This window comes from Burkholderia metallica (assembly GCF_001718555.1).
GTDB classification, from domain to species: domain Bacteria; phylum Pseudomonadota; class Gammaproteobacteria; order Burkholderiales; family Burkholderiaceae; genus Burkholderia; species Burkholderia metallica.
In genome coordinates this window covers 47882-61372 of sequence record NZ_CP013401.1, presented here as the reverse complement: position 1 = coordinate 61372, position 13491 = coordinate 47882, and the positions used below count along the sequence as shown (strand labels likewise).

Here is a 13491-nt window from a genome sequence, read left to right as displayed (position 1 = left end):
CGTCTAGGAGATTCCGATGTCCGCCACCCCGGCATCCGCCGCCTCCCCTGCCGCCGAGCCCGCGCCGCTGTCCGGCGGCGCACTCGCGCTGCTCACCGTCGGGCTCGCGCTCGGCACGTTCATGGAAGTGCTCGATACGTCGATCGCGAACGTCGCGGTGCCGACCATTTCGGGCAGCCTCGGCGTCGCGACGAGCGAAGGCACCTGGGTGATCTCGTCGTACTCGGTCGCGTCCGCGATCGCCGTGCCGCTCACCGGCTGGCTCGCGCGGCGGGTCGGCGAGGTGCGCCTGTTCACGCTGTCGGTGCTCGCGTTCACGATCGCGTCGGCGCTGTGCGGCCTCGCGACCAACTTCGAGACGCTGATCGCGTTCCGGCTGCTGCAGGGCCTCGTGTCGGGGCCGATGGTGCCGCTGTCGCAGACGATCCTGATGCGCAGCTATCCACCCGCGAAGCGCGGGCTCGCGCTGGGGCTATGGGCGATGACGGTGATCGTCGCGCCGATCTTCGGCCCGCTGCTGGGCGGCTGGATCAGCGACAACTACACGTGGCCGTGGATCTTCTACATCAACCTGCCGATCGGCATCTTCTCGGCGACCTGCGCGTATTTCCTGCTGCGCGGCCGCGAGACGAAGACGACGAAGCAGCGGATCGACGCGATCGGCCTCGCGCTGCTCGTGATCGGCGTGTCGTGCCTGCAGATGATGCTCGATCTCGGCAAGGACCGCGACTGGTTCAACTCGTCGTTCATCGTCGCGCTGGCGCTGATCGCGGTCGTGTCGCTCGCGTTCATGCTCGTGTGGGAGGCCACCGAGAAGGACCCGGTGGTCGACCTGTCGCTCTTCAAGGACCGCAACTTCGCGCTCGGCGCGATGATCATCTCGTTCGGCTTCATGGCGTTCTTCGGCTCGGTCGTGATCTTCCCGCTGTGGCTGCAGACGGTGATGGGCTACACGGCCGGCAAGGCCGGCCTCGCGACCGCGCCGGTCGGGCTGCTCGCGCTCGTGCTGTCGCCGCTGATCGGCCGCAACATGCACCGGCTCGACCTGCGGATGGTCGCGAGCTTCGCGTTCATCGTGTTCGCCGGCGTGTCGATCTGGAATTCGACGTTCACGCTCGACGTGCCGTTCAACCACGTGATCCTGCCGCGACTCGTACAGGGGATCGGCGTCGCATGCTTCTTCGTGCCGATGACGACGATCACGCTGTCGAGCATCCCGGACGAGCGGCTCGCGAGCGCGTCCGGGCTGTCGAACTTCTTGCGCACGCTGTCGGGCGCGATCGGCACCGCGGCCAGCTCGACGTTCTGGGAGAACGACGCGATCTACCATCACGCGCGGCTGTCGGAATCGGTGAGCGTGTATGCGCAGGGCACGACCGACTACCAGGGCGCGCTGTCGCAGCTCGGCATCGTCGGCCAGACGGCCAATGCGCAGCTCAACCAGCTCGTCACGCAGCAGGGCTTCATGATGGCGACCAACGACTTCTTCCTGCTGTCGGCATTCATGTTCGGCGCGCTCGCGGCGCTCGTGTGGATCACGAAGCCGAGGAAGGGCGCGGGGCCGGCGATGGGACATTGAGCACGCGCGGCGACGTGTCCTGCGCGTCGCGGACTGTCGGGGCGGCCAAGGCTGGCAAGCCGCTGGTCAAGGTGGTACCGATCGATGCGCCCGAAGTCGCTGCGCCGTCCCGGATCGGCTTCATGAAGGGGCAGATTCGGGTCCCGGACGACTTCGACACGATGGGGGACGATGCCGTCCGGAAGCTGTTCGAGGGTGACGCGTGAAACTGTTGCTCGACACCCACTGGTCACGCACGACCTGACCGTTGCCCGGTACCCGGGGCCGATCCAGCACGTCTGATCGTCGGGTAGCGCAGCCGTCACTCCCGCGCGCGCAATCCGCCGAACGCCAGATCGTCGACGGGCGCGACCGGCAGCGTCGCCCGCGCCACGTCGAGCCACGCCCGCGCCGCGTGCGACAGATACCCCTTCTTCAGCCAGCCGAGCGCGATCGCCCACGTGATCTCCGGCTCGACGATCGGCCGGCACGTGAACTGGCCCGCGTCGAGCCGCCGGCAATACGGCTCGGGCAGCAGCGCGATGCCGACGCCCGCATGCACGAGCGCGGCCATGAAATCCCAGTGGCCGCTGCGGCTCACGATCGACGGCGTAAAGCCGACCTGCCGGCATGCGTCGAGCACCGCGTCGTGCAGCGCGAGACTTTCCGCGTAGAACACGAACGACTCGCGCGCGAGATCCGCGAGCGGCACGGCCGCATGCTCCTCCCAGCGCGACTCGCGCGGCGCGACGAGCCACAGCGGCGCGCGCACCATCGGCAGCCGCTCGAAGGTGCCGGGGTCGACCGGCTCCAGCAGCCCGCCCAGCTCCAGCTCGCCCGACATCAGCGCGGCCTCGATCATCCGCGCGCCCTGCTCGAACAGCTTCAGCTCGATGTTCGGATAGCGCTGCTTGTAGGCGGCGATGATCGGCGTGAACAGCGAGCCGCCGAGCGGCGGGATCCCGATCGTCAGCTCGCCGCGCCCGAGCGTGCCGAGATCGTTCAGCTCCGACTGCAGCTGCGCCTGCGCGGCGAGCACGTCCTGACCGCGCTGGAACACGATCCGCCCGGCGTCGGTCAGCACCATCTGCCGGCCGTCGCGCAGCAGCAGCGGCGAACCGATCTCGTCCTCCAGCGCCTTCACCATCTTGCTGATGGTCGGCTGGGTCACGAACAGTTTGTCGGCGGCCGCCGTGAAGCTCTGCTGGCGGACCACCTCGACGAAGTACCGCAGTGCGCGCAATTCCATCGATGACTCCCCAAAGTGGTGCGGCGATCCCAAAGCGAATTCCTAAATGGAATGATAAGGATAGAGACAAGTCATTTTATTTATGGTTAGGGGAAACCCTATACTCACACCATCAACGGAATCATCCGCAGGGAGCCCGCCATGACCAAGCCGACCGCCGCACTCGCCAACCGCCCCGCCGCTTCGGGCGGCATCGCACGCACGGGCCGGATCGTGCTGCAGGCCGCCGCGCTCGGCGCGCTGTGGATGGCGGTCGACTGGGCCGTGCGCAAGGTCGGGCTGCCGATCCCGTCCGGCGTGATCGGCCTCGCGGTACTGCTCGTGCTGCTGTTCTCGGGCCGCGTCGCACCCGCGTGGGTGAAGGACGGCGCGAACTGGCTGCTGTCCGACATGCTGCTGTTCTTCGTGCCGGCCGCCGTCGCGGCCGTGCAGTACGGCGGACTGTTCCGCGAGGACGGCTGGCGCATCGCGCTGGTGATGCTCGCCGGTACCGCGTTCGTAATGGTCGCGGTGGCCGTCGCGGTCGATCTCGCCGCGAAGCTCGAGCGCCGGCTCGCCGCGCAGCGCGTGTTCGCCGAACGCCGCCGCGCACGGCTGAGCGCCGTGTCCGCGCACTGAGCCGGAGCCCGCGATGCTGGCCGCATTGTCGAACCTGTCCGCCGAAAACGCGAACACCGCGATCTCGTTCGGCTGCTTCGTGCTGACGGTCGCACTGTATTTCGCGTCGAAGCGGCTCTACGCGTTCAAGAAGACGCTGCTGTTCTCGCCGCTCGTGTTCGTGCCGGGCGTGCTGGTGCTGCTCGTGCTGCTGACCGGCATCCCGTATTCGGTCTACTTCCACGACACGCGCTGGCTGATGTGGCTGCTCGGCCCGGCGACGATCGCGTTCGCGGTGCCGATCTACGACTATCGCGACCTGATCCGCCGCCACTGGCTGTCGCTGTCGGTGGGCGTCGCGGTCGGGATCGGCGCGGGCGTGTGCGGGTCGCTGCTGCTCGCGAAGCTGCTGCATCTGTCGCCCGAGCTGCAGCGCTCGCTGATGACGCGCTCGGTGTCGACGCCGTTCGCGCTCGCCGTGTCGGACAAGATCCACGCGCCGAAGGATCTCACCGCGCTGTTCGTGATCGCGACCGGCATCTGCGGGATGCTGCTCGGCGAACTGGTGCTCGCGCTGGTGCCGCTGCGCACGCGGCTCGCGCGCGGTGCGCTGTTCGGCGCGGCCGCCCACGGCGTGGGCACGGCGAAGGCGCGCGAGATCGGCAGCGAGGAAGGTGTCGTGTCGAGCCTCACGATGATGATCGCGGGCGTCGCGATGGTGCTGATCGCGCCGCTGCTCACGCTGTTGCCGATCTGACCGCGCGGCCGGCGCGCGGCGAGCGCCGGCGCGGCACGAAGCGAACGTGCCGCCCGCGATCGGCGCGGCCCACTCCGCCCGTTCCCGCCTGCCCGGCAGCCTTTGCGCACCCGGCATGACCGCCCGCCCCCGCCCCACTAACCTGCATCGGGCCGACACCCGGCCGACAATCGGCTGAGATAGCCGCAAATCCCCCCTCTTTTCCGCCCATCGGGCTCGGCCCGGATGCCGAACAATGCATGCTACGAGACATCACGCACGCATTCACATGGCCTCCACAACCGCAAACCCGCCCGCCGACAAGCCGGCTTCGTCCGGCAAGTTCAAGCGCATCGCGCTCCTCGCCGTCATCGCGCTGGGCGCGGCCGCCGCTGCCGCCGGCGGCATGTACGTGTTTCTGAGCAAGGCGGGCGTCGGCCATGCGAGCGCGCCCGCCGAGCCGGCGCCGCTTGCCGCGCCGGTGTTTTTCCCGCTCGACCCGCTGACCGTGAACCTGCAGTCGGACGACGGCGCGCAGCACTACCTGCGCGTCGGCCTGTCGCTGAAGCTCACCGACCCGAAGGCGCAGGAGCAACTGACCGCGCGGATGCCGGAGATCCGCAGCCGGATCCTGCTCGCGCTGTCGAACAAGCATCCCGAGGATCTCGCGACGCCGGACGGCAAACGTTCGCTCGCGAAGGAACTGCGGGAGCTGATCGAACAGCCGACGCAGCCGGGCAACCAGCGCGCGAAGGTCGACGACGTGCTGTTCACCGAGTTCGTCGTCCAGTAACGCGGCCGAGAAAGGAGCGCGTATGGGTCACCAGGAGTTCATGTCCCAGGAGGAGGTCGATGCCCTCCTCAAGGGCGTCACGGGCGAAGCCGATTCGGTCGACGAGCAGCGCGACACGTCGGGCGTGCGCCCCTACAACATCGCGACGCAGGAGCGGATCGTCCGCGGCCGGATGCCCGGTCTCGAGATCATCAACGACCGCTTCGCGCGCCTCTTGCGGATCGGCATCTTCAACTTCATGCGGCGTACGGCGGAAATCTCCGTCAGCCAGGTGAAGGTGCAGAAGTACAGCGAGTTCACCCGCAACCTGCCGATCCCGACGAACCTGAACCTGGTGCACGTGAAGCCGCTGCGCGGCACGTCGCTGTTCGTGTTCGATCCGAACCTCGTGTTCTTCGTCGTCGACAACCTGTTCGGCGGCGACGGGCGATTCCACACGCGCGTCGAAGGCCGCGACTTCACGGCCACCGAGCAGCGGATCATCGGCAAGCTGCTGAACCTCGTGTTCGAGCACTACACGAGCGCGTGGAAGAGCGTGCGGCCGCTGCAGTTCGAATTCGTGCGCTCGGAGATGCACACGCAGTTCGCGAACGTCGCGACGCCGAACGAGATCGTGATCGTCACGCAGTTCTCGATCGAGTTCGGGCCGACGGGCGGCACGCTGCACATCTGCATGCCGTATTCGATGATCGAGCCGATCCGCGACGTGCTCAGCTCGCCGATCCAGGGCGAGGCGCTCGAAGTCGACCGCCGCTGGGTGCGCGTGCTGTCGCAGCAGGTGCAGGCCGCCGAGGTCGAGCTGACCGCGAATCTCGCCGAGATCTCGTCGACGTTCGAGAAGATCCTGAACCTGCGCGCCGGCGACGTGCTGCCGCTGGAGATCGACGACACGATCGTCGCGAAGGTCGACGGCGTGCCGGTCATGGAATGCGGCTACGGAATTTTCAATGGTCAATATGCATTGCGCGTGCAGAAGATGATCGGCGCGGGCGATGCGATGAAGGAAGGTGGATATGAGTGAGCTGAACCAGACGCCCGACGACGACATGCAGGCGATGGCCGACGCGGCCCTCGCGGCGTCGGCCGCCACCGCGCAGGCGGCGCCGGCTGCAGCGGAGGAGGATCCGGGCATGGACGACTGGGCGGCCGCGCTCGCCGAGCAGAACCAGCAGCCGGTGCAGGCGGGCGCGACGGGCGCTGGCGTGTTCCAGCCGCTGTCGAAGGCCGCGGCCACCTCGACACACAATGACATCGAGATGATCCTCGACATCCCGGTCAAGATGACCGTGGAGCTCGGCCGCACGAAGATCGCGATCCGCAACCTGCTGCAGCTCGCGCAGGGCTCGGTCGTCGAGCTCGACGGCCTCGCCGGCGAGCCGATGGACGTGCTCGTGAACGGCTGCCTGATCGCGCAGGGCGAAGTCGTGGTCGTCAACGACAAGTTCGGCATTCGCCTGACCGACATCATCACGCCGGCCGAACGCATCCGGAAGCTCAACCGATGAACGTGGCGACGCCCGGCCGCCGCGCATGCAACGCGACGGCAGCGGCGGCGCTGGCCGTCGCCGCATCGCTCGCGTGCGCGCCGGCCGGCGCCGCCGACATGAACGCGGTGAACCGTCCGGGCTCGATCGCATCGAGCGTGGTGGTCGGTTCGGCCGCGCCGTCGCTCGGCATCGGCGCGGTGCTGCAGACGCTCGTCGGGCTCGCGGTCGTGATCGGTCTCGTGTTCGCCTGCGCGTGGCTCGCGCGCCGTTTCGGCTTCCAGCATGCACGCGGCGGCGGCCCGCTGAAGGTCGTGTCCAGTGTCGCGGTCGGCGGGAAGGAGAGCGCGACGATCGTCGAGATCGGCGACACCTGGCTCGTGCTCGGCGTCGCGCCGGGCAACGTGCGATTGCTGCACACGCTGCCGGCCGGTTCGGCCTCGGCTGCCGCGACGGCGGCTTCGGCTTCGGCCTCGGGCGACACGCCCGCCGGCCCCGCTTCTTCCGAAAGCGGCCTGCCCGGCACGTTCGGCTCGCGGTTTCGCGACGCGCTCGCGGGCGAAGCCGCGAAGCGCCTCGGTCGCGGCAAGGACCGCTGACATGGCGCCGCGCCTTCTTTCCGACTCCGCATTCCGATGAAATACGCATTCCTGCATCGCGCGGCGCGCTTCGCGCCCGTGCTGATCCTCTGCCTCGCCCCCGCGCTCGCGTACGCGCAGGCGAACGGCCTGCCCGCGTTCAACGCGAGCCCGGGCCCGCACGGCGGCACCACCTATTCGCTGAGCGTGCAGACGATGCTGCTGCTCACGATGCTGTCGTTCCTGCCGGCGATGCTGCTGATGATGACGAGCTTCACGCGCATCATCATCGTGCTGTCGCTGCTGCGCCAGGCGCTCGGCACCGCGACGACGCCGCCGAATCAGGTGCTCGTCGGCCTCGCGATGTTCCTCACCTTCTTCGTGATGTCGCCGGTGCTCGACCGCGCGTACAACGACGGCTACAAGCCGTTCTCCGACGGCTCGATGCCGATGGAGCAGGCCGTGCAGCGCGGCGTCGCGCCGTTCAAGACCTTCATGCTGAAGCAGACCCGCGAGACCGATCTCGCGCTGTTCGCGAAGATCTCGAAGGCCGCGCCGATGCAGGGGCCCGAGGACGTGCCGCTGTCGCTGCTGGTGCCCGCGTTCGTCACGAGCGAGCTGAAGACGGGCTTCCAGATCGGCTTCACGGTGTTCATCCCGTTCCTGATCATCGACATGGTCGTCGCGAGCGTGCTGATGTCGATGGGGATGATGATGGTGTCGCCGTCCACCGTGTCGCTGCCGTTCAAGCTGATGCTGTTCGTGCTGGTCGACGGCTGGCAGCTGCTGATCGGCTCGCTCGCGCAGAGCTTCACGTAAGCCGCGGAGGAACACGCACGATGACGCCCGAACAGGTGATGACGCTCGCGCACCAGGCAATGATGGTCGGCCTGCTGCTCGCCGCCCCGCTGCTGCTGGTCGCGCTCGCGGTCGGCCTCGTCGTGAGCCTGTTCCAGGCCGCGACGCAGATCAACGAAGCGACGCTGTCGTTCATCCCGAAGCTGCTCGCGGTGGCCGCGACGCTCGTGATCGCCGGCCCGTGGATGCTGACGACGATGCTCGACTACCTGCGGCAGACGCTGCTGCACGTCGCGACGCTCGGCGTCGGCTGAGCCGCGCGCCCGGCGCCCTTCCACCGCGATGTTCTCGCTTACCTACGCGCAGCTCAACGGCTGGCTCACGGCGTTCCTGTGGCCGTTCGTGCGGATGCTCGCGCTCGTCGCGACGGCACCCGTCGTCGGGCATGCGGCGGTGCCCGTGCGCGTGAAGATCGGGCTCGCCGCATTCATGGCGCTGGTCGTCGCGCCCACGCTCGGCGCGATGCCGGACGTCACCGTATTCTCCGCGCAGGGCATCTGGATCCTCGTCACGCAGTTCCTGATCGGCGTCGCGATGGGTTTCACGATGCAGCTCGTGTTCGCGGCCGTCGAGGCGGCCGGCGATTTCATCGGACTGTCGATGGGGCTCGGCTTCGCGACGTTCTTCGATCCGCATACGAGCGGCGCGACGCCCGCGATGGGCCGCTTCCTGAACGCGGTCGCGATGCTCGCGTTCCTCGCGGTGGACGGCCACCTGCAGGTGTTCGCCGCGCTCGCCGCGTCGTTCCAGTCGCTGCCGGTGTCGGCCGACCTGCTGCACGCGAGCGGCTGGCGCACGCTCGCCGCGTTCGGCACGACCGTGTTCGAGATGGGGCTGCTGCTCGCGCTGCCGGTGGTCGCGGCGCTGCTGATCGCGAACCTCGCGCTCGGCATCCTGAACCGCGCGGCGCCGCAGATCGGCGTGTTCCAGGTCGGCTTTCCGGTGACGATGCTGGTCGGGCTGTTGCTCGTGCAACTGATGATCCCGAACCTCGTGCCGTTCGTGTCGCACCTGTTCGACATGGGGCTCGACGCGATGGGGCGCGTGCTGATCGGGTGGCGCTGAGGCGGCGATGCCTGGCAGGCGTGCGGGATATTCGCGCTGCCCCCTTGCTTTTCGAGCCACACCGGACGGAAATCCGGCGCGCATCGACGTCAGCGGCCTTGCTCCGTTTTGACCCACCGGCCGCGCCACACGACGCCTTCTGCCTCCCGCCCCAGGCCGCCGCAAGGAAATTGCTGGAAAACCCCTAAACGAACCGCCCCCCCGCGAAAGGTAGCGGAAGGCTTCGCGTCCCTATACTCGTCGTGACGATGCAGCAAGCATCGCGCCACACGAATACAACGAACGGAGACGACCCGATGCGACCCATCCTGCGCACCCTCGCCGTGGCAGCCAGCCTGAGCTGCACGCTTGCCGCTCATCCCGCTTTCGCCGACGACGGCGGCAAGATCACGATCATGGTCGGCGGGATCGCGAAGCTGATCTACCTGCCCGCGCGGCTCACGCAGGAGCTCGGCAACTTCAAGGCCGAAGGGCTCGACGTCGAGCTGCTGTCGCAGCCGGCCGGCGTCGACGCCGAGAACGAGCTGCTCGCGGGCGCCGTGCAAGGCGTGGTCGGCTTCTACGACCACACGATCGACCTGCAGAGCAAGGGCAAGGACGTGAAGGCAATCGCCGTGTTCGGCCAGGTGCCGGGCGAAGTCGAGATGGTGTCGACCAAGGCCGCGCCGACCTTCAAGTCGATGGCCGACGCGAAGGGCAAGACGCTCGGCGTCACGGGCCTCGGCTCGTCGACGAGCTTCCTCACGCAATACCTCGCGCTCGCGCACGGCGTGCCGTCGACGCAGTACACGATGCTGCCGGTCGGCGCCGATGCGAGCTTCATCGCCGCGATCAAGCAGGGCCGCATCGACGCCGGGATGACGACCGAGCCGACGGTGTCCGCGCTCGAGAAGATGGGCGACGCGAAGGTGCTGGTCGACATGCGCACGCTGGAAGGCACGCGCGCCGCGCTCGGCGGCACCTACCCGGCCGCGAGCCTGTACGTGCAATCGGCGTGGGCCGATTCGCACAAGGAGCAGGCGGTCAAACTCGCGCACGCGTTCGCGAAGACGATGCAGTTCATCCATACGCACAGCGCCGAGGAGATCGCCGCGAAGATGCCGGCCGACTACCAGAAGGACAAGGCGCTGTACGTGAGCGCGCTGAAGGCGTCGCTGCCGATGTTCACCGCCGACGCGAAGATGCCGGCCGACGGCCCGGCGACGGTGCTGAAGGTGCTGTCGGCGTTCAACCCGTCGGTGAAGGGCAAGCACATCGACCTGGCGCGCACCTACACGAACGATTTCGTGAACGCGAAGTAGTCGATTCCGGTAGCGGCGCCGGCGGCGGCGATCCCGCCGCCGTGCGTGCCCCGTTCCGGCCCGGTTGACCGGCCCGGCGTCGCCACGATGCGGCGCCCTCCTCACCCGCAGGACGAATGCGATGAACCAGGCAGTTTCTCCGAGCACACCGGCGATCGAGTTTCGCAATGTGTCGTGCCGCTTCATTTCGCCGGAAGGCAAGGCCACCGTCGCGCTGCGCGACTTCAGCATGAGCGTCGCGCGCGGCGAATTCATCGCGATCGTCGGGCCGACCGGCTGCGGCAAGTCGACGACGCTGAACCTGATCACCGGGCTGCTCAAGCCGGTGTCGGGCGAAGTACGCGTGATGGGCCGCCCGGTCGACGGGATCGACCCGCGCATCGGCTTCGTGTTCCAGGCCGACGCCGTGTTTCCGTGGCGCAACGTGATCGACAACGTCGCGGCCGGCCCGCTGTTTCGCGGCCGCTCGAAGGACGTCGCGTATGCGCAGGCCGAGGAATGGATCCGCAAGGTCGGCCTCGACAAGTTCACGAAGCACTACCCGCACCAGCTTTCCGGCGGGATGAGAAAGCGCGTCGCGCTCGCTCAGACCTTCATCAACCAGCCGGAAATCCTGCTGATGGACGAGCCGTTCTCCGCGCTCGACATGCAGACGCGCACGCTGATGCAGGACGAACTGCTGCAGCTGTGGTCAGCGAACAAGGGCTCGGTCGTGTTCGTCACGCACGATCTCGAGGAAGCGATCGCGCTGGCCGACCGCGTGTTCGTGCTGACCGCCCGCCCCGCCACGCTCAAGCGCGTGTACGAGATCGACCTGCCGCGCCCGCGTGTCACGTCGGAAATTCGCTACGACCCGCGCTTCATCGAAATTTCCAAGGACATCTGGCACGACCTGCGCGAAGAAGTGCAGATCGGCTGACGCGTACGCCGCACGGCAAGAACAGCAAGGACAGGAGCATGACCGACATGACGCTTCCCCCCACCGCCCTTCCGGCGACGACGCTCGAGGACGACGAGCGCGCCGCGCAACGCCGGCTGCGCCGCCGGCGCAACCTGATCGTCACGCTGCGGATCGCCGTGCTCGTGATCGTGCTGGGCGGGTGGGAACTCGCCGCACGGCTCAAGTGGATCGATCCGTTCTTCTTCTCGATGCCGTCGCTGATCTTCGCGCAGATCCAGGACTGGTTCGTGAACGGCACGTCGCAGGGCCCGCTGCTCACGCAGGTATGGGTCACGCTCGAGGAAACCGGGATCGGCTTCATCATCGGCTCGGTCGCCGGCGTGATCTGCGGGATCGTGCTCGGCCGCAACAAGCTGATGGCCGACGTGTTCGGCCTGTATATCCAGATCGCGAACTCGATTCCGCGCGTCGTGCTCGGCTCGATCTTCGTGATCGCGCTCGGCCTCGGGATGGCGTCGAAGATCGCGCTGGCCGTCGTGATGGTGTTCTTCGTCGTGTTCGGCAACGCGTTCCAGGGCGTGCGCGAAGCCGACCGCTACCTGATCGCGAACGCGCAGATCCTCGGCGCGTCGCGCCGGCAGATCACCACGGCGGTCGTAATCCCGTCCGCGCTGAGCTGGATTCTCGCGAGCCTGCACGTGAGCTTCGGCTTCGCGCTGGTCGGTGCGGTGGTCGGCGAATTCCTGGGTTCCAAGCAAGGCATCGGGCTGCTAATCTCCACCGCCCAGGGCGCGTTCAACGCGAGCGGCGTGTTCGCGGCGATGATCGTGCTGGCCGTGGTCGCGCTGGCCGCCGACTACCTGCTGACCTGGCTCGAGAAGCGGCTCTTGAAGTGGCGCCCCGCGGCGTTCTGAACGCGGCGTCCGGACGCCTGACATGACACTCCCGACCGCGCCGGCGACCCCGGCGCGGTTCGGCATTTCGAAGAAGGAGCGCAACCGGATGGCGCACAGCCTGCGCGGACGGCTGCTGTGGTGGCTGCTGCTGCCGCTCGCGGTGTTCGTGCTGATCGCCGGCGCGATGTCGTACGACACCGCGCGGACCACGGCCGGGCTCGTGCAGGACAGCGCGCTCGTCGCGTCCGCGCGCACGATCGGCGAGGACATCGAATGGCGCAACGGCCTGCCGGTTGCCGACGTGCCGCCGGCCGCGCTGGAGATTTTCGAGTCGCCGGCGGGCGATTCGGTGTTCTACAAGGTGGTCGACGGCCACGCCCGCCTGCTCGCCGGCAATCCGGCGCTCGACCTGCCCGCGCGGCACGGCATCGAGCCGACGCTGTACGACACGTCGCTCGACGACGTACCGCTGCGCGCGGTGGCCTACGATCGTCAGCTGTACGACGAGGGGCAGGTCGAAACGGTCACGGTGGTCGTCGCGAAGACGACGCGGTCGTACGGCGCGATGATCGCGACGATCTGGCGGCCGCAGCTCGTGCGCCTGTCGCTGATGCTGGCGCTCGCGATGGTGCTCGTCTATCTCGGCCTCACGTTCGAGCTGCGTCCGCTGATGAAGCTGAAGGACGACGTGGCCGACCGCGGGCCGATGGAACTCGAGCCGATCCGCCCCGAACGGCTGCAGCACGAGCTGCGGCCGATCGTCGACGCGATCAACCAGTGCATCGCGCGGCTCAACACGCATACGGCCACGCAGCGGCGCTTCATCGCGGATGCCGCGCACCAGTTGCGCACGCCGATCGCGGTGCTCGACACGCAGATCCAGTACGCGCAGCGGCGCGGGCACGACGACGCGGAACTCGCGTCGGTGCTCGACAGCATGCAGCGCAGCAGCCGCAAGATGGCCGACGTGACCGACAAGCTGCTGCTGCTCGCGCATGCGGAAGCGACGCCGTCGACGCTGCTGACCCATCGCGTCGATCTCGCGGCCGTGGTGTCGAGCGTGCTGGAGGAAACGATCGTGCTCGCGCAGCGGCGCGATATCGACCTCGGCGCCGACCTCGGCGAGCGGCTCGACGTCGCGGGCAGCGACAGCCTGCTGACCGCGCTGGTGATGAACCTCGTCGACAACGCGGTGCGCTATACGCAGCCGGGCGGCTGCGTGACGGTCGCCGCGCGGCGCGACGGCGACGCGATCGTGCTCGACGTGGTCGACAACGGCCCGGGCATTCCGGCCGAGGCTCGGCCGCACGTGTTCAAGCGGTTCTACCGCGTGTCGGCCGACACCGAAGGCTCGGGCCTCGGCCTCGCGATCGTCCGCGAGATCGCGCAGGCGCACGGCGGCAGCGTGTCGCTCGCGCCGGGGCCCGGCAATCGCGGTATTGTCGTGACGGTACGGCTGCCCGCCTACGATTGAA

Annotated in this window: 16 protein-coding genes; 15 read left to right on the top strand and 1 reads right to left on the bottom strand. The window is 68.2% G+C overall.

Annotated elements, in window-relative coordinates; all coding sequences use genetic code 11:
• Window positions 1–16: 16 nt before the first annotated feature.
• Complete coding sequence (locus WJ16_RS00245) at window positions 17–1579, top strand: DHA2 family efflux MFS transporter permease subunit (RefSeq protein WP_069255375.1); 1563 nt, start codon at window positions 17–19, stop codon at window positions 1577–1579.
• Window positions 1576–1785, top strand: a complete 210-nt coding sequence (locus WJ16_RS00240; RefSeq protein ID WP_069257902.1) for a hypothetical protein — start codon at window positions 1576–1578, stop codon at window positions 1783–1785. Before WJ16_RS00245 ends, WJ16_RS00240 begins: the two co-directional genes overlap by 4 nt.
• Window positions 1786–1880: 95 nt before the next feature.
• Here the strand turns inward: WJ16_RS00240 and WJ16_RS00235 are convergent, their stop codons facing one another.
• Window positions 1881–2807 (bottom strand): LysR family transcriptional regulator, encoded by a 927-nt coding sequence (locus WJ16_RS00235; RefSeq protein WP_069255374.1) that lies wholly within the window; start codon window positions 2805–2807, stop codon window positions 1881–1883.
• Window positions 2808–2948: 141 nt separating this feature from the next.
• Here WJ16_RS00235 and WJ16_RS00230 point away from each other — a divergent pair, with 141 nt between their 5' ends.
• From WJ16_RS00230 to WJ16_RS00170, 13 genes are all read left to right on the top strand, one after another.
• Window positions 2949–3425 carry a CidA/LrgA family protein gene (locus tag WJ16_RS00230; protein ID WP_069255373.1) on the top strand — a complete coding sequence of 159 codons (477 nt, stop codon included), beginning with the start codon at window positions 2949–2951 and terminating at the stop codon, window positions 3423–3425.
• 13 nt (window positions 3426–3438) lie between these two features.
• Window positions 3439–4161 (top strand): LrgB family protein, encoded by a 723-nt coding sequence (locus tag WJ16_RS00225; protein ID WP_069255372.1) that lies wholly within the window; start codon window positions 3439–3441, stop codon window positions 4159–4161.
• Window positions 4162–4396: 235 nt separating this feature from the next.
• Window positions 4397–4933, top strand: coding sequence for a flagellar basal body-associated protein FliL (gene fliL / locus WJ16_RS00220; protein ID WP_069255371.1), 537 nt, complete (start codon window positions 4397–4399; stop codon window positions 4931–4933).
• 22 nt (window positions 4934–4955) lie between these two features.
• Window positions 4956–5954 carry a flagellar motor switch protein FliM gene (gene fliM / locus WJ16_RS00215; RefSeq protein ID WP_069255370.1) on the top strand — a complete coding sequence of 333 codons (999 nt, stop codon included), beginning with the start codon at window positions 4956–4958 and terminating at the stop codon, window positions 5952–5954.
• Entirely contained in the window at window positions 5947–6438 is a 492-nt protein-coding gene (gene fliN, locus WJ16_RS00210; RefSeq protein ID WP_069255369.1) for a flagellar motor switch protein FliN, read from the top strand. Before fliM ends, fliN begins: the two co-directional genes overlap by 8 nt.
• A complete protein-coding gene (gene fliO, locus WJ16_RS00205; RefSeq protein ID WP_069255368.1) occupies window positions 6435–7016 on the top strand; it encodes a flagellar biosynthetic protein FliO in 582 nt (193 codons plus the stop codon). The genes fliN and fliO overlap by 4 nt, the downstream gene beginning before the upstream one ends.
• Window positions 7017–7052: 36 nt before the next feature.
• The gene (gene fliP / locus WJ16_RS00200) at window positions 7053–7814 is read left to right on the top strand and encodes a flagellar type III secretion system pore protein FliP (protein WP_069255367.1); all 762 of its coding nucleotides are present in this window, start codon (window positions 7053–7055) and stop codon (window positions 7812–7814) included.
• Window positions 7815–7834: 20 nt separating this feature from the next.
• A complete protein-coding gene (fliQ, locus tag WJ16_RS00195) occupies window positions 7835–8107 on the top strand; it encodes a flagellar biosynthesis protein FliQ (RefSeq protein ID WP_006491272.1) in 273 nt (90 codons plus the stop codon).
• A 28-nt stretch (window positions 8108–8135) separates the two neighbouring features.
• Complete coding sequence (gene fliR / locus WJ16_RS00190; protein ID WP_069255366.1) at window positions 8136–8918, top strand: flagellar biosynthetic protein FliR; 783 nt, start codon at window positions 8136–8138, stop codon at window positions 8916–8918.
• A 296-nt stretch (window positions 8919–9214) separates the two neighbouring features.
• The gene (locus tag WJ16_RS00185; protein ID WP_069257901.1) at window positions 9215–10219 is read left to right on the top strand and encodes an ABC transporter substrate-binding protein; all 1005 of its coding nucleotides are present in this window, start codon (window positions 9215–9217) and stop codon (window positions 10217–10219) included.
• Window positions 10220–10340: 121 nt separating this feature from the next.
• Window positions 10341–11138, top strand: a complete 798-nt coding sequence (locus WJ16_RS00180; protein WP_048247995.1) for an ABC transporter ATP-binding protein — start codon at window positions 10341–10343, stop codon at window positions 11136–11138.
• A gap of 38 nt (window positions 11139–11176) precedes the next feature.
• Window positions 11177–12034: an ABC transporter permease gene (locus WJ16_RS00175; protein ID WP_107310438.1), complete on the top strand. Its 858-nt coding sequence runs from the start codon at window positions 11177–11179 to the stop codon at window positions 12032–12034.
• 88 nt (window positions 12035–12122) lie between these two features.
• A complete protein-coding gene (locus WJ16_RS00170; RefSeq protein WP_069257899.1) occupies window positions 12123–13490 on the top strand; it encodes a sensor histidine kinase in 1368 nt (455 codons plus the stop codon).
• Window position 13491: the final 1 nt, after the last annotated feature.

Excerpts from the sequence above, each read along its gene's own strand:
- WJ16_RS00245 (WP_069255375.1), top strand. The coding sequence starts at position 17 with ATGTCCGCCACCCCGGCATCCGCCGCCTCCCCTGCCGCCGAGCCCGCG.
- WJ16_RS00235 (WP_069255374.1), bottom strand. The coding sequence starts at position 2,807 with ATGGAATTGCGCGCACTGCGGTACTTCGTCGAGGTGGTCCGCCAGCAG.
- WJ16_RS00230 (WP_069255373.1), top strand. The coding sequence starts at position 2,949 with ATGACCAAGCCGACCGCCGCACTCGCCAACCGCCCCGCCGCTTCGGGC.
- WJ16_RS00225 (WP_069255372.1), top strand. The coding sequence starts at position 3,439 with ATGCTGGCCGCATTGTCGAACCTGTCCGCCGAAAACGCGAACACCGCG.
- fliL (WP_069255371.1), top strand. The coding sequence starts at position 4,397 with ATGCATGCTACGAGACATCACGCACGCATTCACATGGCCTCCACAACC.
- fliM (WP_069255370.1), top strand. The coding sequence starts at position 4,956 with ATGGGTCACCAGGAGTTCATGTCCCAGGAGGAGGTCGATGCCCTCCTC.
- fliN (WP_069255369.1), top strand. The coding sequence starts at position 5,947 with ATGAGTGAGCTGAACCAGACGCCCGACGACGACATGCAGGCGATGGCC.
- fliO (WP_069255368.1), top strand. The coding sequence starts at position 6,435 with ATGAACGTGGCGACGCCCGGCCGCCGCGCATGCAACGCGACGGCAGCG.
- fliP (WP_069255367.1), top strand. The coding sequence starts at position 7,053 with ATGAAATACGCATTCCTGCATCGCGCGGCGCGCTTCGCGCCCGTGCTG.
- fliQ (WP_006491272.1), top strand. The coding sequence starts at position 7,835 with ATGACGCCCGAACAGGTGATGACGCTCGCGCACCAGGCAATGATGGTC.
- fliR (WP_069255366.1), top strand. The coding sequence starts at position 8,136 with ATGTTCTCGCTTACCTACGCGCAGCTCAACGGCTGGCTCACGGCGTTC.
- WJ16_RS00185 (WP_069257901.1), top strand. The coding sequence starts at position 9,215 with ATGCGACCCATCCTGCGCACCCTCGCCGTGGCAGCCAGCCTGAGCTGC.
- WJ16_RS00180 (WP_048247995.1), top strand. The coding sequence starts at position 10,341 with ATGAACCAGGCAGTTTCTCCGAGCACACCGGCGATCGAGTTTCGCAAT.
- WJ16_RS00175 (WP_107310438.1), top strand. The coding sequence starts at position 11,177 with ATGACCGACATGACGCTTCCCCCCACCGCCCTTCCGGCGACGACGCTC.
- WJ16_RS00170 (WP_069257899.1), top strand. The coding sequence starts at position 12,123 with ATGGCGCACAGCCTGCGCGGACGGCTGCTGTGGTGGCTGCTGCTGCCG.